This is a genomic window from Brevundimonas sp. ZS04 (assembly GCF_001956865.1).
Lineage (GTDB): Bacteria > Pseudomonadota > Alphaproteobacteria > Caulobacterales > Caulobacteraceae > Brevundimonas > Brevundimonas diminuta.
Genome location: NZ_MTHE01000004.1, coordinates 102410 through 121879, shown reverse-complemented (window position 1 = coordinate 121879; position 19470 = coordinate 102410). Strand labels below are relative to the sequence as shown.

At 68.1% G+C, this 19470-nt stretch carries 21 protein-coding genes; 10 read left to right on the top strand and 11 right to left on the bottom strand.

Annotation, left to right across the window (positions count from 1 at the left end):
• Positions 1–60: 60 nt before the first annotated feature.
• Entirely contained in the window at positions 61–1119 is a 1059-nt protein-coding gene (locus tag BJP32_RS07005) for an iron ABC transporter permease (RefSeq protein ID WP_052747940.1), read from the top strand.
• On the top strand, positions 1116–1904 hold the full coding sequence (locus BJP32_RS07000) for an ABC transporter ATP-binding protein (RefSeq protein ID WP_046651731.1): 789 nt from the start codon (positions 1116–1118) through the stop codon (positions 1902–1904). Before BJP32_RS07005 ends, BJP32_RS07000 begins: the two co-directional genes overlap by 4 nt.
• Before the next feature lie 86 nt (positions 1905–1990).
• Here BJP32_RS07000 and BJP32_RS06995 read toward each other — a convergent pair whose 3' ends face one another.
• The 4 genes from BJP32_RS06995 to BJP32_RS06980 all read right to left on the bottom strand — a co-directional run bounded on the left by BJP32_RS06995 (position 1991) and on the right by BJP32_RS06980 (position 5380).
• On the bottom strand, positions 1991–3061 hold the full coding sequence (locus BJP32_RS06995) for a YncE family protein (RefSeq protein WP_046651732.1): 1071 nt from the start codon (positions 3059–3061) through the stop codon (positions 1991–1993).
• Positions 3062–3081: 20 nt separating this feature from the next.
• Positions 3082–4221 carry an ABC transporter substrate-binding protein gene (locus BJP32_RS06990; protein WP_052747941.1) on the bottom strand — a complete coding sequence of 380 codons (1140 nt, stop codon included), beginning with the start codon at positions 4219–4221 and terminating at the stop codon, positions 3082–3084.
• A 113-nt stretch (positions 4222–4334) separates the two neighbouring features.
• Positions 4335–4742, bottom strand: coding sequence for a helix-turn-helix transcriptional regulator (locus BJP32_RS06985; protein WP_076223458.1), 408 nt, complete (start codon positions 4740–4742; stop codon positions 4335–4337).
• Positions 4739–5380, bottom strand: coding sequence for a peroxiredoxin (locus BJP32_RS06980; RefSeq protein WP_076223456.1), 642 nt, complete (start codon positions 5378–5380; stop codon positions 4739–4741). Before BJP32_RS06980 ends, BJP32_RS06985 begins: the two co-directional genes overlap by 4 nt.
• A gap of 92 nt (positions 5381–5472) precedes the next feature.
• On the opposite strand from BJP32_RS06980, the gene BJP32_RS06975 reads away from it, so the two are divergent.
• The 4 genes from BJP32_RS06975 to BJP32_RS06960 are packed head-to-tail and all read left to right on the top strand — an operon-like array spanning position 5473 to position 8972.
• A complete protein-coding gene (locus BJP32_RS06975) occupies positions 5473–6429 on the top strand; it encodes an MBL fold metallo-hydrolase (protein ID WP_076223454.1) in 957 nt (318 codons plus the stop codon).
• Positions 6430–6477: 48 nt separating this feature from the next.
• Complete coding sequence (locus BJP32_RS17645; protein WP_076223452.1) at positions 6478–6891, top strand: TIGR01244 family sulfur transferase; 414 nt, start codon at positions 6478–6480, stop codon at positions 6889–6891.
• Between the two features lie 3 nt (positions 6892–6894).
• The gene (locus tag BJP32_RS06965; RefSeq protein ID WP_076223450.1) at positions 6895–8172 is read left to right on the top strand and encodes an FAD/NAD(P)-binding oxidoreductase; all 1278 of its coding nucleotides are present in this window, start codon (positions 6895–6897) and stop codon (positions 8170–8172) included.
• Positions 8172–8972 carry a sulfite exporter TauE/SafE family protein gene (locus tag BJP32_RS06960; protein ID WP_076223554.1) on the top strand — a complete coding sequence of 267 codons (801 nt, stop codon included), beginning with the start codon at positions 8172–8174 and terminating at the stop codon, positions 8970–8972. Before BJP32_RS06965 ends, BJP32_RS06960 begins: the two co-directional genes overlap by 1 nt.
• Positions 8973–9012: 40 nt before the next feature.
• Here the strand turns inward: BJP32_RS06960 and adhP are convergent, their stop codons facing one another.
• The 4 genes from adhP to BJP32_RS06940 all read right to left on the bottom strand — a co-directional run bounded on the left by adhP (position 9013) and on the right by BJP32_RS06940 (position 13253).
• Positions 9013–10047 (bottom strand): alcohol dehydrogenase AdhP, encoded by a 1035-nt coding sequence (adhP, locus tag BJP32_RS06955; RefSeq protein ID WP_040344490.1) that lies wholly within the window; start codon positions 10045–10047, stop codon positions 9013–9015.
• 67 nt (positions 10048–10114) lie between these two features.
• Positions 10115–11632: an aldehyde dehydrogenase family protein gene (locus tag BJP32_RS06950; protein WP_076223449.1), complete on the bottom strand. Its 1518-nt coding sequence runs from the start codon at positions 11630–11632 to the stop codon at positions 10115–10117.
• Positions 11633–11780: 148 nt separating this feature from the next.
• Complete coding sequence (locus tag BJP32_RS06945) at positions 11781–12752, bottom strand: GAF domain-containing protein (protein ID WP_076223448.1); 972 nt, start codon at positions 12750–12752, stop codon at positions 11781–11783.
• Between the two features lie 75 nt (positions 12753–12827).
• Complete coding sequence (locus BJP32_RS06940) at positions 12828–13253, bottom strand: Rrf2 family transcriptional regulator (protein WP_003163721.1); 426 nt, start codon at positions 13251–13253, stop codon at positions 12828–12830.
• A gap of 124 nt (positions 13254–13377) precedes the next feature.
• On the opposite strand from BJP32_RS06940, the gene BJP32_RS06935 reads away from it, so the two are divergent.
• Complete coding sequence (locus BJP32_RS06935; protein ID WP_083673930.1) at positions 13378–13707, top strand: DUF1971 domain-containing protein; 330 nt, start codon at positions 13378–13380, stop codon at positions 13705–13707.
• Positions 13708–13762: 55 nt separating this feature from the next.
• The gene (gene hmpA / locus BJP32_RS06930) at positions 13763–14965 is read left to right on the top strand and encodes an NO-inducible flavohemoprotein (protein WP_046651741.1); all 1203 of its coding nucleotides are present in this window, start codon (positions 13763–13765) and stop codon (positions 14963–14965) included.
• Between the two features lie 47 nt (positions 14966–15012).
• On the opposite strand, the gene BJP32_RS06925 is transcribed toward hmpA, so the two are convergent.
• The 3 genes from BJP32_RS06925 to ispH form a co-directional block, all read right to left on the bottom strand.
• Positions 15013–15252, bottom strand: a complete 240-nt coding sequence (locus tag BJP32_RS06925; RefSeq protein WP_046651742.1) for a DUF6356 family protein — start codon at positions 15250–15252, stop codon at positions 15013–15015.
• 110 nt (positions 15253–15362) lie between these two features.
• Positions 15363–15818, bottom strand: a complete 456-nt coding sequence (locus BJP32_RS06920; RefSeq protein ID WP_003163725.1) for an Lrp/AsnC family transcriptional regulator — start codon at positions 15816–15818, stop codon at positions 15363–15365.
• Between the two features lie 34 nt (positions 15819–15852).
• Positions 15853–16824 carry a 4-hydroxy-3-methylbut-2-enyl diphosphate reductase gene (gene ispH, locus BJP32_RS06915; protein ID WP_040344492.1) on the bottom strand — a complete coding sequence of 324 codons (972 nt, stop codon included), beginning with the start codon at positions 16822–16824 and terminating at the stop codon, positions 15853–15855.
• 159 nt (positions 16825–16983) lie between these two features.
• Between ispH and BJP32_RS06910 the strand changes: the two genes are divergently transcribed.
• Positions 16984–17631 (top strand): hypothetical protein, encoded by a 648-nt coding sequence (locus BJP32_RS06910; RefSeq protein WP_003163727.1) that lies wholly within the window; start codon positions 16984–16986, stop codon positions 17629–17631.
• Positions 17632–17634: 3 nt separating this feature from the next.
• On the top strand, positions 17635–19434 hold the full coding sequence (gene argS / locus BJP32_RS06905) for an arginine--tRNA ligase (protein WP_046651744.1): 1800 nt from the start codon (positions 17635–17637) through the stop codon (positions 19432–19434).
• The last annotated feature ends 36 nt before the right edge of the window (positions 19435–19470 follow it).

Sequence of the window (19470 nt, the reverse complement as noted above, 5' to 3'; positions counted from 1 at the left end):
CCCTAGCCTATCTGGCCATTGATATGTATTGCGACGCATTCTCTGAGTGGAGTTCGTGAATTGGCGAACGCTGAAAACGCCGTGCCCGAGGCGGTTGTCGCCTATTCCAGAAGCGTGCGGACCAAGCTGTTCGCCATCGCCGTTCTGGCCGCGCTGGCGGCGGCGGCCCTGCTGCTCGACATCGCCACCGGCCCCTCGTCGATCTCGCCCCTGACGGTGCTGAAAGGGGTGTTCGATCCGTCCAGCCTGACCACGGCCCAGCAGGCCATCGTCTGGCAGGTGCGCCTGCCCTACGCCCTGATGGCGATGATGGTCGGCGCGGCCCTGGCCCTGGCGGGCGCCGAAATGCAGACGGTGCTGAACAATCCGCTGGCCAGCCCCTTCACGCTGGGCGTCTCCTCGGCCGCCTCGTTCGGCGCGTCGCTGGCCATAGTGCTGGGTCTGGGATCGTCCTTCATCGGGGCGGACTGGCTGGTGCCGCTGAACGCCTTCGTCTTCGCCTTCGGTTCGGTGCTGGCGCTGCAGGCCCTGGCGCGGATGAAGGGATCGGGGATCGAGAGCATCGTCCTGTTCGGCATCGCGCTCGTTTTCGCCTTCAACGCCCTGACGGCGCTGGTGCAGTTCCTGTCCTCGGCCGAGGCGCTGCAGCAGCTGGTGTTCTGGACCATGGGGTCGCTGTCGCGCGCGACCTGGAGCAATGTCGCCGCCCTGGCGGTGGTGCTGGTCGTGGTGACGCCCTTCTCGCTTCTGTCCTCGCGCGCCCTGACGGCGCTACGGCTGGGCGAGGACCGGGCCATGAGCTTCGGCGTCGACGTGAAGCGACTGCGCTTCCTGTCGCTGCTGCGGGTCAGCCTGCTGTCGGCGACGGCCGTGGCCTTCGTCGGCGCCATCGGCTTCATCGGACTGGTCGGGCCGCACATCGCCCGCCTGCTGGTCGGCGAGGATCACCGCTACTTCCTGCCCGCCAGCGTGCTGGCCGGGGCCGTCATCATGTCGCTGGCCTCGGCGGCGTCCAAGATCATCGTGCCGGGCGTGCTGATGCCCGTCGGCATCGTCACCGCCGTGATCGGGGTGCCGGTCTTCCTGCTGCTGATCTTCCGCAACGGAGGCCGGGCATGAGCGAACTGTCGATCAGCGGCCTCGACGCCGGCTACGGCGGCCAACCCATCATCAGCGGCTTCAGCCTGCCGCCCCTGACTGCAGGCGAAGTCGTGTCCGTCGTCGGCCCCAACGGCGCGGGCAAAAGCACCCTGCTGCGCAGTCTGGCGGGCCTGATCCCGGCGCACGGCTCGATCCGGTTGGACGAGGCCGAACTGACCCGGCTGTCGCTGGCCGACCGGGCAAAGCGCGTCACCTATATGCCGCAGACCCTGCCGCAGGGCGTAGCCTTGACGGTGCTGGAGACGGTGGTCGCCTCGATCCGCGCCACGCCCCTGCGCGGCGCCGTCTACACCGACGCCCAGGCGGCCGAGCGCGCCTATGAGGTGCTGCAACGCATCAACGCCGAGGCTCTGGCGGGACAGCGCCTGGACCGGCTGTCGGGCGGGCAGAAACAACTGGCCGGTCTGGCCCAGGCTTTGGCGCGCGAGCCGCGCCTGCTGCTGCTGGACGAGCCCACCAGCGCCCTGGACCTGCACTATCAGCTGCGCGTGCTGGACCTGGCGCGCGAGGCGGCGGCCGAGCGGGGCATGACGGTGATGATCGTCCTGCACGACCTGCAGGCGGCGGCGCGCGTCTCGGACCGGATCGCCGTCATGGCCAAGGGACGGCTGGTCGCCTTCGGAACGCCGGACGAGGCGATCACGCCCGATATCCTGGCCGAGGTCTATCGCGTCTCGGCCCGCGTCCAGCGCTGCGACCGCGGCGCGCTGCAGGTCATGATCGACGACGTGCTGACGGGCTAGGCGTCCCGTCCGCCAATCTTTTCAAGCCAAGAAAAAGGCCCGGCTGCATCTGCGGCCGGGCCTTTCCTTATTCAGTCCCGATCGGATCAGGGACGGATCAGCGTCACCACGTCGCCGGTCGGGTCGACCGGAACCGGCGTGCCCGCCGGGGCGCCGCGCGGCAGGCCGCGGGCCTTGTTCGAGACGTAGACTGCGTTGGTCGCGCGGTCGATGGCGATGGTCTGGGGGAAGGTGCCCGTCTCAAGATTCGCCTTCACCGCATAGGTGTCGGAATCGATCACCGTCACCGTGCCCGCCTGACGGTTGGCGACGTAGATCTGCTTGACCGCGCCGTTGTAGGCGACGCTCAGGGCGCCCGCGCCGGTGGCGACCTTGTGGATCAGGGCGCCGGTGTCGGCGTTCAGCACCGTCAGCTCGCCCGATTTCTGGTTGGCGACGAACAGGCGACGGCCCTCGGAATCGACGGCGACGTTGATGGTCGAGTCGCCATGCGACGGCCATTTGCCGACCGTCTCGCCGGTGGCCAGGTCGATGGCGGCGACTTCGTTGCTGCTCATGCCCGTGACGTAGAGGCGGTTGGTGGCGGGATCGAGCGCCGCGCCGGTCAGGCCGCCGACCGTGGCGGCGATGGTGCGCTCGATCGTATTGGTCGCGCCGTCGATGACCCAGATCAGGTTCGGCTTGGAGGCGTCGCCCGCCTCGCCGCCGACGACGCTGATGTAGACCTTGTTATTCGCCTCATCGACGACGACCTGGCGAACGTGGGCGCCCTCTTCGTCGCCGTTGCGGATGGTGGCGATCACTTCTCCGGTGCGGGCGTTGATGGCCGTGATCACGCCCGCGCGGGTGTCGGTGCCATACAGAACTTGAGTGCGGGTGTTCAGGTTCAGGCCGTAGAGCGGGTTGGCCGAGACGTCGACCGAGGATTCCGGAGCCAGCGTCTGGCCCTGCAGGCGGACGATCTGGGCCTGGTTTGCGCCGCGCGGGCCGACGGCGGCGACATAGAGGTCGTTGTCGGCCGGGTTGAAGACGATCTCGTACAGGCCGCCGGGGGCGACCTTGACGGTCTTCTCGATCGTCTGGGCCGAGGCGGTCGACGCTATCGCCAGGGCGGCGAAGGCGGCGGCGGTCAGAATGCCGTTGCGAAGGGTGATCATGGCGGTTCTCCGAGGTGAAATCAGGCGGCCGGGACCAGGTCGGTCCAATAGTCCCCGCGATAGGGGACGGCCAGAAAGTCCTTGTTGATCGCGTCCAGCGTCGCGCGCGGGTCCAGGTCAGCGAACAGCTCGGGCTGGATCCACTTGGCCAGGACTTCGGCAGCGACGATGTCGATGGGCGAGTTGATCAACTGGTGCGACAGGCCGTGCACCCTGCCCTCGCGCACAGCCTTCAGGGTTGACAGGCCGCGCCGCCCGGCCACCCGGCGCAGCGAGGCGCGCGAGGTCTCGACGTCGTATTTCGGGCCGACGACGAAGCCGCCGGTCTTCTCCAGATGCGGGCCGCCGGTGGCGATGTAGATGTCGGGATCGCGCTCGACCAAGAACTCCAGGTTCAGCTTGCCCGACGGCTGTTTCAGCACCTCGGCGCCGATGTTGCGGGCGCCGACGAAGGTCAGATAGTCGCCGATGTTCCCGGCGCCCACCGAGTTGCAGCAGTCCGGCCCGTTGCCCGCGTGCGCCTCCAGGAAGACGGTCGGCTTCTGCTCGTCCCTTAGACCGGCCACGCGGTCGGAGATGGTCTTCAGCCTGGAGGCGCGGAAGGCGTTGTAGGCTTCCGCCTGTTCCTCGCGGCCGATCATGGCCCCCAGCAGGGACAGGCTGCGCGGCTGGTTCTCGAACGGGTGCTGGAAGAAGTCGATATAGGCCACGCGCACGCCCGCCTGCTCCAACTGGGCCGTCTGGGCGTCGGTCGGGCCGGAATCCAGCGACACCAGGGCCACCTGCGGCTGGGCGCCCAGCACGGCCTCGACGTTGAAGGCGGCGGCCGAGCTCGGCGTCTTGGGCAGGCTCGCCAGCGTCGGCGACTTTTCCAGATAGGCGGCGTAGATGTCCGGGCTGAGGCGGTTCACGTCGCCCGCCCAGGCGGCCAGCAGGCTGACCGGATCAGGATGGATCAGCGACAGGGCGATCAGGAAGCGGCTGTCGTCGATCGACAGCTTCGTCACCGGCGGGGTGATCGCCAGCGGCCGGTCGCGCAGGTCGGTCAGCAGCGAGGACGGGCCGGCCGCGTCGCGGCGCGTACAGGCGGCGGCCCCGGTCGCCATCAGGGCGGCGGCGCCCATCAGCAGGGCCCGACGTCCCAACCTCACCTCGACCATCGACCCGTTCTCCGCCCATTCATCAGCGACGCCAGCGGCGTTTCGCCTCGACGCTTAATGATAATCAGTGTCAGCTTCAATCGCTGATTTGTCGCATGAGGCGACGCGATTGTTCAGCGCGGCGGGATGATCCGGGCGAAACGGGCGGCGTCCCCGCGGGGAAGCGCCTGGTCCGGCGCCGCTTCCTGACGCACGGCCTCGGTCAGGGCCTTGGGATCGTCGCAGAAGATGCGGTGCAGCATGGCCATGACGGCCTCGGCGCGTTCGTCGGCCAGCGAATAATAGATGGAGCGCGACTCGCGCCGGGTCTTCACCAGCCCCGACTGGCGCAGCTCGGCCAACTGTTGCGACAGGCCCGGCTGGCGCAGGCCCAGCTCCTGTTCCAACTGACCGACCGAACGCTCTTGCTGAGCGATATGGCACAGGATCAGCAGGCGATTGGCGTTGGCCAGTTGCCGCAGCAGTTCAGCCGCCTCGGGCGCGGCCGCCTTCAACCGTTCCAGATCGCCGCCGGGGGTCATCGCGACGCCGGTTGATAATACCAGGCGTCATCGCCCGACAGCACATCGCCCAGGTCGGTCGGCGCCGCCTGAAGCAGGGGCGCGCCCGGCGTCCAGCCCTCGGGCGCCGAAGCCCCTTCCCGATCCGCCGCCTGCAGGGCCGTGACCAGCCGCAGCAGCTCCTCGATCGAGCGACCGACGTTCATCGGGTACCAGCTGATCGCCCGCACCACGCCGTTCGGATCGATGACGAAGGTGGCCCGCACCGAGGCGCTGTCAGGCGCCTCCGGGTCGATCATCCCATAGGCCTGGGCGATGACCATGGAGGGATCTTCGATGATCGGAAACTCCACCGTCACGCCGAAGCGGTCGCGGATGTCCTTCAGCCAGGCCAGGTGGGAATAGAGGCTGTCGACCGACAGACCCAGCAGCTCGCAGCCGATGGCGTTGAAGTCCGCCTGACGCCGAGCCAGGGCGATGAACTCGCTGGTACAGACCGGGGTGAAATCCGCCGGGTGCGAGAAGAAGGCCAGCCACCGCCCGCGATAGTCGCTCAGCCGACGCTGGCCGCGCGTCGTGCGCGCGGTGAAATCCGGCGCCGCCTCATTGATCCGCAGCGGCCGCAGGAAAGGCGTGTCCGTCATCGAGTCGGTTTCCATGCCATAGGGCTACGCGCAGTCGGGGTGCAGCGCACCTTGAAAACAATTACTTGTATATAATATGTAAATATCTAATTGCTTGATAAAGATCAATGCGGAGAAACGCCGTGACCGACGCCCATATCGACCCCGCCCGCGATCACGCCGCGGACTTGATCCAGGCCGCCCTGACTGAAGTCAGCCGCCGCCCGGTCGTTAAATCCTTCTTTGACGAGGCCACCTTCACCGTCAGCCATGTCGTGCGCGACCCGAACTCCAGGGCCTGCGCCATCATCGACAGCGTGCTGGACTATGATCCCGCCTCTGGCCGCACCTCGACCGCCTCGGCCGACGCCCTGATCGCCTATGTCGAGGCCGAAGACCTTGAGGTTCACTGGCTGCTGGAGACCCACGCTCACGCCGACCACCTGTCGGCCGCGCCCTACCTGCAGGAACGCCTCGGCGGCCGCCTGGCCATCGGCCGCGACATCATCAAGGTGCAGGACGTCTTCGGCAAAGTGTTCAACGAAGGGACCGAGTTCCGCCGCGACGGCAGCCAGTTCGACCAACTTTTCGACGACGGCGACCGCTTCGCCATCGGCGAGCTTCAGGCCACGGCCCTGCACGTGCCCGGCCACACTCCGGCCTGTCTGGCCTATGTGATCGGCGACGCGGTCTTCCCCGGCGACACCCTGTTCATGCCCGATTACGGCACGGCGCGCTGCGACTTCCCCGGCGGCGACGCGCGGACGCTGTATCGCTCGATCAAGCGGCTGCTGTCCCTGCCCGCCGCGGCGCGCGTCTTCCTGTGCCACGACTACAAGGCGCCGCCCGCCCGCACCGAGTTCGCGTGGGAGACGACCATCGGCGATCAGTGCGCCTGCAACATCCACGTCCGCGACGGCGTGACCGAGGATGAGTTCGTCCAGATGCGGACCGCCCGCGACGCCACCTTGTCCATGCCGCGCCTGATCCTGCCTTCGGTTCAGGTCAACATGAACGGCGGCCGCATGCCCGAGCCGGAAGACAACGGCGTCCGCTACCTGAAAATGCCCATCAACGCGCTCTGATCCCCAAGCCCTTTAAAGCCCTTTTCCTCAAAGCCAGAGAACCGCCTCATGGACATCCGCCCCCTGGAAGACCGCCTGCACGTCTCGCCGCAGATCCTGCCTGAGGAGGTCCAGACAGCGGCCGATCAAGGCTATCGCGCCATCATCTCCAACCGCCCCGACGCCGAAGAGCCGGGCCAGCCGATGACCGAGGACATCCGCGCCGCCGCCGAGGCCGCGGGCCTGACCTTCGTCCACATCCCCATTCGCGGCGGAGCCATGACGCCGGACGACGTGGCGCGCTTCAAGGCGGCGCTGGCCGAACTGCCCCAGCCCATCCTCGGCTACTGCCGCTCGGGCACCCGCACCACCTATCTGTGGGCCCTGTCGCAGGCGGGCGAGCGCCCGGCCGAAGAGATCGTCGCCCTGGCCGCCGCCGCCGGCTACGACGTCTCGCCGCTCGGCCCGCGTCTGGAGGGCTGAGGCATGGCCCATCCGCAAGCTTCCGAGACCTGCGACGTCCTGATCGTCGGCGGCGGCGCCGCCGGGATCGCCACGGCGGCCAGCCTGCTGCGCCGCCGCCCCGGCCTTGACGTCGTGATCGTCGAGCCGTCCGAGCGCCACTACTACCAGCCCGGCTGGACGCTGGTCGGCGCGGGCGTCTTCACGCCCGAGCGCACCATGCGCGAGACCTGCCGCCTGATCCCCACGGGCGCCCGCTGGATTCAGGACAGCGTCGTCGACTTCGTGCCCGAAGCCGATCAGGTGCGCCTGTCGGACGGCCGTCGCATCGGCTATCGCGCCCTGGTCGCCGCGCCAGGCATCAAGCTGGACTGGGACGCCATCCCCGGCCTGAGTGAGACGCTGGGCCGCAACGGCGTGACCTCCAACTACCGCTTCGATCTGGCGCCCTATACGTGGAAGCTGGTGCAGGAGCTTAAGGGCGGCCGCGCCCTGTTCACCCAGCCGCCCATGCCGATCAAATGCGCGGGCGCGCCGCAGAAGGCCCTCTATCTGTCGGCCGACCACTGGCAGCGCACCGGCGCCCTCAAGAATGTGGACATCGAGTTCCACAACGCCGGCGCCGTGCTGTTCGGGGTCAAGGACTATGTCCCCGCCCTGATGAAATACATCGAGCGCTACGGCGTCGACCTGCGCTTCAACTCGCGCCTGACCGCCATCGACGGCGAGGCGCGCCGCGCGACCTTCGCCGTCACTGACGCGGACGGTGCCGTCAGCGAAGTCGTCCGCGACTTCGACATGATCCACGTCTGCCCGCCGCAGACCGCGCCCGACTTCATCCGCGCCAGCCCGCTGGCGGCCGACAGCGGCTGGATCGACGTCGATCAGGCCACCTTGCACCACAACCGCCTCGACAACGTCTTCGGCCTGGGCGACGCCTGCTCGGCGCCCAACGCCAAGACGGCCGCAGCCGCCCGCAAACAGGCGCCGGTCGTGGCCGAGAACGTCATCTCCATGCTGGACGGCAAGGCGCTGAAGGCGGTCTACGACGGCTACGGCTCCTGCCCCCTGACGGTCGAGCGCGGCAAGATCGTGCTGGCCGAGTTCGGCTATGGCGGCAAGCTGCTGCCCAGCTTCCCGGCGTGGATGCTGGACGGGCGTCAGCCGACGCGACGCGCCTGGCACCTGAAGGCGCAGGCCCTGCCGGAAATCTACTGGGTCGGGATGCTGAAGGGCCGCGAATGGCTTTGCGCCCCCGACTGCGTCGAGCCGGGCGTCGCCCCGCGAACGAGGGCCGCGTGATGAGCGAGTCACTCAGCCTTTTGCAATATGGCCTGGGCGCCGGGGCGGGGTCGCTGGTCGGCTTCACCCTGGGCCTGGTGGGCGGGGGCGGCTCAATCCTGGCCGTGCCGCTGATCGTCTATCTGGTGGGGGTGAAGGATCCGCACCTGGCCATCGGCACCAGCGCCTTCGCCGTGGCGGCCAACGCCTTCGCCAATCTGCTGAACCACGCCCGACACGGGGCGGTGAAATGGAAGATCGCCCTGCTGTTCGCGGCGGCGGGCGTGGTCGGGGCGGCGCTGGGCTCCAGCCTGGGCAAGGCCGTGGACGGGCAGAAGCTGCTGGCCCTGTTCGCCGTGCTGATGCTGATCGTCGGCGCCCTGATGCTGCGCGGCCGCTCTGCGGCGGGCGACCCGGACGTGACCCTGACCGCACGCAATGCGCCCAAGCTGATCGGCACAGGGGCGGCGACGGGGATGCTGTCGGGCTTCTTCGGCATCGGCGGCGGCTTCCTGATCGTGCCCAGCCTGATGGGCTCGACCGGCATGCCCATCTATTACGCCGTCGGCTCGTCGCTGGTCGGCGTGACCGCCTTCGGCCTGACCACCGCCTTCAACTATGCGCTGGCGGGATGGGTGGACTGGCCGCTGGCGGCGGTCTTCATCGGCGGCGGCGTTCTGGGCGGGTTGGCGGGCGCGCGGCTGGCCAAACTGATGTCCAGCCGCAAGGGCCTGCTGAACAGCGTCTTCGCGGGCCTGATCTTCGTGGTGGCCCTCTATATGCTGTATCAGAGCGCCGTAGCCCTGAATCTGATCGGCTAGGCCTGCGGGCCGCCGCGCGAAACGACGGCCCGCAGCCTTTCTATCCGCCGATGGACATGACCACGCGGCCTTCGATCTGGCCCTTGTGCATCCGGGCGAAGATGTCGTTGATGTTGTCCAGCGGCTCGATCGTGTTGATCGACTTCACCTTGCCGTCGGCGGCGAAGTCCAGCGCCTCCTGAAGGTCCAGACGCGTGCCGACTATCGAGCCGCGCACCGTCGTCCCGTTCAGCACCATGTCGAAGATCGACAACGGGAAATCGCCCGCCGGCAGACCGTTCAGCGCCACGGTCGCCCCACGCGACGTCATCCCCAAGGCCTGTTCGAACGCCTTGGGCGAGACGGCCGTGACCAGCACGCCCTGAGCGCCGCCGTCGGTCTGGCGCTTGATGTCGGCGGCGGGATCGTTGGAGGTCTTGGCGTTGACCGTCACCGTCGCACCCAACCGCCGAGCCAGATCCAGCTTGGCGTCGTCGATGTCGACCGCCGCCACGTTCAGCCCCATGGCCTTGGCGTACTGCACGGCCAGATGGCCCAGACCGCCGATGCCCGAGATCACCATCCAGTCGCCCGGCTTGGTGTCGGTCATCTTCAGGCCCTTGTAGACCGTGACCCCGGCGCACAGGATCGGCGCGATCTCCTCGAAGCCGATGTTGTCAGGCAGATGGCCGACGAAGTTCGGATCGGCCACCACATATTCGGCGAAGCTGCCGTTGACCGAATAGCCGGTGTTCTGCTGCTCGTGGCACAGGGTCTCCCAGCCGCCGAGGCAATGTTTGCAGTGGCCGCAGGCGGTGTAGAGCCACGGCACGCCGACGCGGTCGCCTTCCTTGACGTGCTTGACCCCGGCGCCGACGCCCGAGACATAGCCGACGCCTTCGTGGCCCGGAATGAAGGGCGGGTTCGGCTTGACCGGCCAGTCGCCCTCGGCCGCGTGCAGGTCGGTGTGGCAGACGCCGGTGGCCTCGATCTTCACCTGGATCATGCCGGGGCCGGGCGTCGGGATCGGCGCGTCCTCGATCACCAGCGGCTTGCCGAACTCCCGCACGACGGCGGCCTTCATGGTTGCAGCCATGGTCTTTCCTCCTGGGTTGCAATCGCAAGACAAAAGGCGCGAACCGGAGTCCGCGCCTTGATGGAAATCAGAAGAAGCCCAATTTGTCCGGGCTGTAGCTGACCAGCAGGTTCTTGGTCTGCTGATAGTGATCCAGCATCATGCGGTGGTTCTCACGCCCGATGCCGGACTTCTTGTAGCCGCCGAAGGCCGCGTGCGCCGGATACTGGTGGTAGCAGTTGGTCCAGACGCGGCCCGCCTGAACGGCCCGGCCCGCGCGATAGGCGGTGTTCATGTCGCGCGTCCACACCCCGGCGCCCAGGCCGTATTCGGTGTCGTTGGCGATGGCGATGGCCTCTTCCAGCGTCTTGAAGGTGGTCACGGCCAGGACGGGGCCGAAGATCTCCTCTTGGAAGATCCGCATGTCGTTCGTGCCCTTGAACACGGTCGGCTTGACGTAATAACCGCCCGCCAGATCATCCTTCAGCACCGCCTGATCGCCGCCGGTCAGCACCTCGGCGCCTTCGTCCTTGCCGATCTTCAGATAGGACAGGATCTTCTTCAGCTGCTGGTCCGAGGCCTGGGCGCCGACCTGGGTGGTCGGGTCCAGCGGGTCGCCCTGCTTGATGGCCTCGACGCGGGCGATCGCCTTCTCGATGAAGGCCTCATAGATGTCTTCGTGGATCAGGGCGCGGCTGGGGCAGGTGCAGACCTCGCCCTGATTGAGCGCGAACATGGCGAAGCCTTCCAGCGCCTTGTCGAGGAAGGCGTCGTCAGCGTCCATCACGTCCTTGAAGAAGATGTTCGGCGACTTGCCGCCCAGCTCCAGCGTCACCGGAATGATGTTCTGGGTGGCGTATTCCATGATCTTCTGGCCGACGGCGGTCGAGCCGGTGAAGGCGATCTTGGCGATGCGCGGATTGGTGGCCAGGGGCTCGCCGACCTCGATCCCCGTGCCTGAGACGATGTTCAGCACGCCCGGCGGCAGGATGTCCTGGATCAGCTCGGCCAGCAGCAGGATGGAGGCCGGGGTCTGCTCGGCCGGCTTCAGCACGATGCAGTTGCCCGCCGCCAGAGCCGGGGCGATCTTCCACGCCGCCATCAGGATGGGGAAGTTCCACGGAATGATCTGGCCAACCACGCCCAGCGGCTCATGGAAGTGATAGGCGACCGTGTCGTTGTCCAGCTCGGAAATGCCGCCTTCCTGCGCCCGGATGCAGCCGGCGAAATAGCGGAAGTGGTCGATGGCCAGCGGGATGTCGGCCGCGAGCGTCTCGCGCACCGGCTTGCCGTTGTCCCAGGTCTCGGCCTCGGCGATGGCCTGCAGGTTCTGCTCCATACGGTCGGCGATGCGGTTCAGGATCAGGGCCCGCTGGGCGACGCTGGTCTTGCCCCAGCCGTCCCTGGCCGCGTGGGCGGCGTCCAGCGCCAGCTCGACGTCGGCCGCGTCCGAGCGAGCCACCTCGCACAGGACGCGGCCGTTCACCGGGGAGGTGTTCTCGAAATAGCGGCCGTTGACCGGCGCGACCCACTGGCCGCCGATGAAGTTGTCATAGCGCGCCTTGTATTTCGGCGTCACGGCGCGAACGAATTCGGGTTTGGTCATGGGAACGGCCTCCTTGCGGTTTCCTTGGGCGCCGATTGTCGGCGTCGTTTGAAGCAAGGTCGGTCGGCCCGGCGGCCTGTTCCAGACGCCGCCCGGATGGTGCGGCGCACACCTGTCGCAGACTTGCGACAGTTTCCGTCGGGATCGGTCAGTTCAGATCGATCAGGCCCAGACGGTGCAGCTTGCGGTGCAGGGTGGCGCGGCTGACGCCCAGCGCCCGCGCCGCCGCCGAGACATTGCCCCCGGTGCGGGCCAGGGCGCGGCGCACCGCCCCACGCTCGGCCTCCAGCAGGTCGATCTCGGCCCCGCCGGGCGTCAGCAGGTCCGAGGCCGGCAGCTGGGCCGCGATCCGTTCGTCGGTGATGGACAGGGACAGCCGCGCCGCCCGCGTGGCGCCGACGACCAGGTCGTCGCGGTCGACGGCCAGCAAGGCCGCCGCATTGCGCTCGCTGGCCCCGCCCGCCAGCACGATGCGCGCATCGGCGAAGGCCTGGCGGAAGGTCTGGGCCTCGATCGCCCGCGCCGCATCGGCCACGGCCGCCGAGATCAGCCCCAGGATGGCCTCGGTCGCGTCGGCGCGGCACGACGAGACGTCCAGCGCCCCGGCCAGCCGCCCCATATGGTCGTGGATGGGATGGGTGATGCAGCTCAGCCCCGTGTTGCGGGCGTGGAAATGCTGTTCGCGATGGATGGTCACGGCGCGATGCTCGGCCAGGGCCGTGCCGATGCCGTTGGTCCCCTCGACCGCCTCGGACCAGACGGCGCCGGGCCACAGGCCCCAGCGGTGGAAGGTGTCGTCGTCCGCGGCCGCCCCGCGTCGCTCGACCGGCACCCCCTCGGCGTTGGTCAGCAGGACGCAGCACCCCACGCCGCCGACGGCCAGAAACAGCCGGTCCAGCACGCCTTCGGCCGCGCGCGTCATCGCCTCCATCGCCTGACGCGCCTCGCGCAGCTGCTGTTCGGTGATGGTCTCGACCGCGCCGTGTTCGCTGGGGTCCAGGCCGTACAGGGTCACGGACCGACGCCACGACGCCGCCAAAGCCGAGCGCGCCCCGGCGCCCTCGTCGTCCAGCGCCTGACGGATCAGGCTGGCGTGTTCATCTCGCACTCTATCGCCCATGGCCGCAGCCTCCCAGGGTCAAGGTCGACCCCGATCAGACCCCCAAGAGCGCCGAGCGTCAATGCGACCTTTGCTCTAGGTCTCAGCCCGCTCGAACAGACCGGCCATGTCGACGCGGCGGCTGAGCAGGCCTTCCAGGGTGTAGCCGTCCAGCACCTTCATGAAGGCGGCCAGGGCCTGATGCAGGGCGCCCGTCAGGCCGCAGGCCGGGGCGATGATGCAACTGCCGCAGTCGACCAGATCGAAGCCGTCCTCGGTATGGCGCACCACGGCGCCGACGTTGATCTGATCCGGCGGACGCGCCAGCCGCACCCCGCCGAACCGCCCGCGCACGCTGACCAGATAGCCCGCGTTCACCAGGTCGCTGACCACCTTCATCAGATGGTTCTGCGAGATGCCGTAGGCCTGGGCGATCTCGGCGATCGAGCACAGCCGATCCTGGCGCGCGCCCAGATAGAGCAGCACCCGCATGGCGTAGTCGGTGTAGCGCGTCAGGCGCATTCAGCCTCTCGTGAGCCTTGGCGATCAGCGCGTCATCGCGCCGCAGAAAATTATATGCATCCTCGTTGCATGTTTCAAACGCGGGCTATAGATGCATTATCAATGCATCAATGAAGCGAAGGCGATGAACGGCCGCTCGCACAGTCAGACATCACAGCCGACGGACGGCCCCGACGCCGCTTCTGCGCCAGCGCCCTATCGCTCCACCCCGGTGTTCGACGCCGCCACCTTGCCCGCCGCCCTGCGAGCCGATCACAGCCTCAAGGCCGGAACCTGGGGGCTGATCCAGGTGCTGGAGGGCGAAGTTCGCTTGACCTATAGCGACCCGCACATGACCACCGTCCTGAAGCCCGGAACGCCGGGCCGCATCGGGCCGCAGCAGGTTCATTTCGTCGAGCCGCTGGGGCCGATGAAGATGCGCGTCGAATTCTACGACCGGCCGCCCGACGGCTAGGGCGCGGCCTCCCCCCTTCCTCCCCTTCCACATCGCAACGCCTAGGAGTTTCCTGATGGCTCAAGCCCTCAGCGAGCGCACGATCGCGCTTGTCAAAGCCACTGTCCCCGCGCTCGAGGCCCACGGCCTCGACATCGTCCGCGAGATGTATTCGCGGATGTTCCAGAACCCCGAGATCCGCGACCTGTTCAACCAGTCGCACCAGGGCGACGTCGGCTCGCAACCGCGCGCCCTGACCGGCGCCATCCTGGCCTACGCCAAGAACATCGACAACCTGAGCGCCCTGGCCGCCGCGGTCGAGCGCATCGCCCAGAAGCACGTCGGCCTGCAGATCCTGCCCGAACACTATCCCCATGTCGGAAACGCCCTGCTGGGCGCCATCGCCCATGTGCTGGGCGAGGCCGCGACCGAAGAGATCATGACCGCCTGGGGCGAGGCCTACTGGTTCCTGGCCGACATCCTGATCACCCGCGAGGCGGCCATCTATGAAGACCTGGCGGCGGCTCACGGCGGCTGGAACGGCTGGCGCGCCTTCGAGGTGGTCGAGGTGCGTCCCGAAAGCTCGGTCATCACCTCCTTCGTGCTGAAGCCCAAGGACGGCGGCCCGGTGCTGCGTCACCGACCGGGCCAGTATCTGACCTTCTGGTTCGATGTTCCCGGCCATGCGCCGATCAAGCGCAACTACTCCATCTCCTGCGCGCCGAACGACGAGACCTATCGCATCTCGGTCAAGCGCGAGGACAAGGGTCTGGCCTCGGGCTGGCTGCACGACAACGCCCGCGTCGGCATGGTGCTGAAGGTCGGGGCTCCGGCGGGCGACTTCTTCCTGCCCGAAACGCCGCAGCGCCCGGTCGTCCTGCTGTCCGGCGGCGTCGGCCTGACGCCCATGGTGTCGATGCTGGAGACCCTGGTGGCGGAGAAGACGGACACCGAGGTCCACTATGTCCACGGCGCCTATGACGCAGGAGTCCACGCCATGGGGCCGCACATCCGCGCCCTGACGGCGGCCCATCCGCGCGCGCGCAGCACCGTCTTCTATGAGGCCCCCGCCAATGACGGCGACGGCCATGATCACGCGGGACGCATCACCGGCGCCTGGCTGAGCCAGCAAACGCCGATCCAGGAAGCCGACTACTATCTGTGCGGCCCGCGCCCCTTCCTGCGCGCCCTGGTGTCGGACCTGCGCGACGCCGGCGTCCCGGCTGACCGCATCCACTATGAGTTCTTCGGCCCGGCGGACGAAATCCTCGCCGCCTGAGAACTCACGTCGAATCTGGGCCGTCCACGAGGCGGCCCAGGCTTCGCTCACTCCTGCTCGGGCGTCGGCAGTCGGGCGGGGTCGACGCGGTGCGTCACCATGCGGCGATGCAGGTCGGTGATCACCCCGCTGCCCGTCTTGACGCACAGGCCCGGAAACACGGCGTGGACGAAGCAGGCCAGCGAGCCGACGAACATGGCCGCGCCGAACGAGGCGGCGACGCCCATGTGCTCCGTATAGCTCTCTCCGACCGAAGCCGGGTGATCGACGAACAGACGCTTGAGCATGAACCCTCCGCTACAGGCGACGGAGGATATTCCGATCCTCAGGGAGGATCATTTCTGCCCACACTCCAAAATCAATGAAAAGGGAGAATATTGTTCTCCCTTCAGGCCGATCAGAGCGGCAAGGCTGTCGTAAACTTGATCTGCTCCATGGCGAAGCTGGAGGAGACGTCATCGAGCGGGGCGATGGCGATCAACCGGCGATAGAAGCGGTCATAGGCGGCGATGTCCTTGACCAGCACCTTGAGCAGATAGTCGACCTCGCCGCTCATCCGATAGAATTCGACCACCTCGGGCAGGGCGGCGGCCTGTTTGAAGGTCTCCAGCCATTCGGCGTCGTGCCGCCGCGTCTTCACCGAGACGAAGACCACCAGCGGCAGGTCCAGCGCCTCGCGGTCCAGCAAGGCCACGCGCGCGGCAATGATCCCCGTATCCTGAAGCCGCTTCACCCGCTTCCAGCACGGCGTCTGCGTCAGGCCCACCCGCTCGGCCAGCTCGGCGATGGGCACGGTGGCGTCGTCCTGCAGTATGGCCAGCAGGCGACGGTCGATGGCGTCCAGTCCGCTCATGTCGCGGCCCTCCCCGGCCGTTCCAGGCGCCGCCTCAGGTCGTCAAGGCGCGGGGCAGTTTGAAGGTCACGGTCTCACGGGCGCCGTCGTCCTCGGTCACGGTCACGTCGAAGCGGGCGCGCAGGGCGTCGATCACCCCCTGCACCAACGGCTCGGGCGCCGAGGCCCCGGCGGTCAGGCCGACCGTCTCAACCCCGTCGAACCAGCTCCAGTCCAGATCGCCCGCGTCATCGACCAGGCGCGCGTCCCCGGCCCCGGCCTTCAGCGCCACATCCACCAGCCGTGCCGAGTTGGACGAGTTCTTGGACCCCACCACCAGCACCAGGCCGCAGCCCTCGCCCAGCCGCTTGACTGCCTCCTGACGGTTGGTGGTGGCGTAGCAGATGTCTTCCTTGTGCGGGTCGGGCAGCTCGGGGAAGCGCCGCTTCAGCGCCGCCAGAATCTCGGCCGTATCGTCCACCGATAGCGTCGTCTGGGTGGCGTAGGCCAGCGGCTGATCGCCGGGGCGCTGAAAGGCCTCCGCGTCCTCGACCGTCTCGACCAGGCTGATGGCCCCGGCGGGCAGCTGCCCCATGGTGCCGACGACCTCGGGGTGGCCCGCATGGCCGATCAGGATGACGTGGCGGCCCGCCGCGAAATTGCGCTCGGCCTCGACATGGACCTTGGACACCAGCGGGCAGGTGGCGTCCAGAAACAGCATCTCGCGCGACCGGGCCGTCGCGGGCACCGACTTGGGCACGCCGTGGGCCGAGAAAACGACCGGCCGGTCGTCCGGACACTCGTCCAGCTCCTTGACGAAGACGGCGCCCAGCCCCTTCAGCCGGTCGACGACGTGGCGGTTGTGAACGATCTCATGGCGCACATAGACGGGGGCGCCGTATTTCTCGATCGCGCGCTCGACGATCTGGATGGCCCGGTCCACCCCCGCGCAGAACCCCCGTGGCGTCGCCATGCGGACGGACAGGGGGCGGCGTTGAAACTGTGAGGACGAGACAGGCGCGTTCATGGTCCGGAACCTAGTCCTTCGCGCGCGCTCTCGCCACCTTCATCGCCGGGTGATGCGCGCGCCGTTTGCCGCGCCTCGCTTTAGCCGCTATCACCACCCAGCGTGGCCCGTTCGGGCGTCTGATCGGCCCCGCCTTCATCGACTGCCGGAAAGCTCCTGATGCGTCGCGTCCTGACCGCCCTCGCCGCCCTCTCCCTCACGGCCGCGCTGATCCCTCACGCCGCCGCGGCCCAGAGCGGTCGCCCCCAAGGCGGCCAGCAGGGCGGCCAGAAGGCCGAGCAGGCGCCGTCGCGTCCCATGCGCATCGCGCCGCTGAGCCGTCGCGCCAACGCCGGCCCGTGCCCCTATGTGAAGATTCTCTACGACGCGGCCCGCTTCGTCGAACTGTCCAACTATGAGCAGCCCACGACCAACGGCGTCGGCTTCACCGGCGAGATCGAAGGCGTCAGCTCCGACTGCGTCTATCGCGAGTCCGACCCGATCCGTCTGGACGTCAACCTGCTGTTCAGCCTGGGCAAGGGCCCGCAGGCCGAGGGCGACGCCCGCACCTATCGCTACTGGATCGCCGTGACCGAGCGGAACTCCGCCGTCCTGGCCAAGGAATATTTCGACCTGCCGGTGACCTTCGGCGGTGCCGACCGCACCCAGGCCGAGGCCAGCCAGACCATCGTCATCCCGCGCGCCGACGCCACCACCAGCGGCGGCAATTTCGAAGTCCTGATCGGCTTCGACGTCACGCCGCAGATGGCCGAGTTCAACCGATCCGGCAGCCGATTCCGTCCGACTGCGGGCCAACAGACCAACTAAGACATGACCGACCTCAAGACTTCTCTCAGCGAAGCGGTCGGGTCCGCCTTCGCCGCCGAAGGCGTGGACAAGGCCCTGGCCCGCGTCACCGCGTCCGACCGTCCCGACCTGGCCGACTTCCAGTCGAACGGCGCCCTGGCCGCCGCCAAGGCGCTGAAGGCCAATCCGCGCGAACTGGCCGCCAAGGTGGCCGAGCGTCTGGCCGCCGATCCGCGTCTCAGCTCGGTCGAGGTCGCGGGCCCCGGCTTCATCAACATGAAGCTGTCGAACGCGGCCCTGGCCCAGCGCGCGGCCGAGGTCGCGGCGGACAAGGAACTGGCCGGCGCCTCGCGCGTCGAACCGCGCAAGGTGGTCATCGACTACGGCGGTCCGAACGTGGCCAAGCCCATGCACGTCGGCCACCTGCGCAGCGCCATCATCGGCGAGAGCCTGAAGCGGCTGTTCCGCCTGCGCGGCGATGACGTCACCGGCGACGCCCACTTCGGCGACTGGGGCTTCCAGATGGGCCTGCTGATCACCGCCTGCGGCGACGAAGGGCTCGCGGACGCCTTCATGGTCGAGGGCGACGGTCCCTTCCCGGCCGAGACGCCCGTCACCTTGGCGGACCTCGACCGCCTCTATCCGCTGGCGGCGGGCAAGGCCAAGGAAGACCCCGCATTCCGCGACCGCGCCCGCAAGGCGACCGCCGAACTGCAGGGCGGCCGCCCCGGCTATCGCGCCCTGTGGTCGCACTTCGTCGCCGTCAGCCGCGAGGCGCTCAAGCGCGAGTATGACGACCTGTCGGTCGACTTCGACCTGTGGAACGGCGAAAGCGACGCCGATCCCCTGATGGATGAGATGATCGCCGACCTGAAAGCCAAGGGCCTGTTGGTCGAGGACGACGGCGCCCAGGTGGTCCACGTCGCCCGCGACGGCGAGACGCGCAAGAAGAAGCTGGCCGACGGCTCGGTGATCGAGGCGCCGTCGCCCCCGCCCCTGCTGGTCATCAGCTCGGAAGGGTCGGCCATGTACGGCACGACCGATCTGGCGACGATCCTGGACCGCAAGAAGTCGATCGACCCGGACCTGATCCTCTACGTCGTCGACGAGCGTCAGGCCGAGCATTTTGAACAGGTCTTCCGCGCCGCCTATCTGGCCGGATACGCGCCCGAGAAGTCGCTGGAGCACCTCGGCTTCGGCACCATGAACGGCGCCGACGGCAAGCCGTTCAAGACGCGCGCCGGCGGCGTGCTGAAGCTGCGCGACCTGATCGACATGGCGACCGAAAAGGCGCGCGAGCGTCTGCACGAGGCCAAGCTGGGCGACGATCTGCCCGCCGAGGAGTTCGAGGACATCGCCCACAAGGTGGCGGTGGCCGCGCTGAAATTCTCGGACCTGTCGAACAACCGCACGACCTCTTACGTCTTCGACCTCGACCGCTTCATGAGCTTCGAGGGCAAGACCGGCCCCTATCTGCTGTATCAGGCCGTGCGGGTGAAATCCCTGCTGCGCAAGGCGTCGGAACAGGGCGTGGCCCTGGCCCCCATCGTCATCGAGGAAGCCGCCGAGCGCGATCTGGCCCTGACGCTGGACGCCTTCGACGCGGCCACGGCCGACGCCTATGACAAGCGCTCGCCCAACCTGATCGCCGAGCACGCCTATCGGCTGGCGCAGAGCTTCTCGAAATTCTACGCCGCCTGCCCGATCCTGGTCGCGCCGGACGCCGCGACCAAGGGTTCGCGCCTGGCCCTGGCCGCCGCGACCCTGCACCAGCTGGAGACGGCGCTGCGCCTGCTGGGCATCGAGACGCCCGAGCGGATGTAATGTGTTAAGGGGTAGGCGACCGCCAAGGAGCCTCCC

Excerpts from the sequence above, each read along its gene's own strand:
- BJP32_RS07000 (WP_046651731.1), top strand. The coding sequence starts at position 1,116 with ATGAGCGAACTGTCGATCAGCGGCCTCGACGCCGGCTACGGCGGCCAA.
- BJP32_RS06995 (WP_046651732.1), bottom strand. The coding sequence starts at position 3,061 with ATGATCACCCTTCGCAACGGCATTCTGACCGCCGCCGCCTTCGCCGCC.
- BJP32_RS06990 (WP_052747941.1), bottom strand. The coding sequence starts at position 4,221 with ATGGTCGAGGTGAGGTTGGGACGTCGGGCCCTGCTGATGGGCGCCGCC.
- BJP32_RS06985 (WP_076223458.1), bottom strand. The coding sequence starts at position 4,742 with ATGACCCCCGGCGGCGATCTGGAACGGTTGAAGGCGGCCGCGCCCGAG.
- BJP32_RS06980 (WP_076223456.1), bottom strand. The coding sequence starts at position 5,380 with ATGGAAACCGACTCGATGACGGACACGCCTTTCCTGCGGCCGCTGCGG.
- BJP32_RS06975 (WP_076223454.1), top strand. The coding sequence starts at position 5,473 with ATGCGGAGAAACGCCGTGACCGACGCCCATATCGACCCCGCCCGCGAT.
- BJP32_RS17645 (WP_076223452.1), top strand. The coding sequence starts at position 6,478 with ATGGACATCCGCCCCCTGGAAGACCGCCTGCACGTCTCGCCGCAGATC.
- BJP32_RS06965 (WP_076223450.1), top strand. The coding sequence starts at position 6,895 with ATGGCCCATCCGCAAGCTTCCGAGACCTGCGACGTCCTGATCGTCGGC.
- BJP32_RS06960 (WP_076223554.1), top strand. The coding sequence starts at position 8,172 with ATGAGCGAGTCACTCAGCCTTTTGCAATATGGCCTGGGCGCCGGGGCG.
- adhP (WP_040344490.1), bottom strand. The coding sequence starts at position 10,047 with ATGGCTGCAACCATGAAGGCCGCCGTCGTGCGGGAGTTCGGCAAGCCG.
- BJP32_RS06950 (WP_076223449.1), bottom strand. The coding sequence starts at position 11,632 with ATGACCAAACCCGAATTCGTTCGCGCCGTGACGCCGAAATACAAGGCG.
- BJP32_RS06945 (WP_076223448.1), bottom strand. The coding sequence starts at position 12,752 with ATGGGCGATAGAGTGCGAGATGAACACGCCAGCCTGATCCGTCAGGCG.
- BJP32_RS06940 (WP_003163721.1), bottom strand. The coding sequence starts at position 13,253 with ATGCGCCTGACGCGCTACACCGACTACGCCATGCGGGTGCTGCTCTAT.
- BJP32_RS06935 (WP_083673930.1), top strand. The coding sequence starts at position 13,378 with ATGAACGGCCGCTCGCACAGTCAGACATCACAGCCGACGGACGGCCCC.
- hmpA (WP_046651741.1), top strand. The coding sequence starts at position 13,763 with ATGGCTCAAGCCCTCAGCGAGCGCACGATCGCGCTTGTCAAAGCCACT.
- BJP32_RS06925 (WP_046651742.1), bottom strand. The coding sequence starts at position 15,252 with ATGCTCAAGCGTCTGTTCGTCGATCACCCGGCTTCGGTCGGAGAGAGC.
- BJP32_RS06920 (WP_003163725.1), bottom strand. The coding sequence starts at position 15,818 with ATGAGCGGACTGGACGCCATCGACCGTCGCCTGCTGGCCATACTGCAG.
- ispH (WP_040344492.1), bottom strand. The coding sequence starts at position 16,824 with ATGAACGCGCCTGTCTCGTCCTCACAGTTTCAACGCCGCCCCCTGTCC.
- BJP32_RS06910 (WP_003163727.1), top strand. The coding sequence starts at position 16,984 with ATGCGTCGCGTCCTGACCGCCCTCGCCGCCCTCTCCCTCACGGCCGCG.
- argS (WP_046651744.1), top strand. The coding sequence starts at position 17,635 with ATGACCGACCTCAAGACTTCTCTCAGCGAAGCGGTCGGGTCCGCCTTC.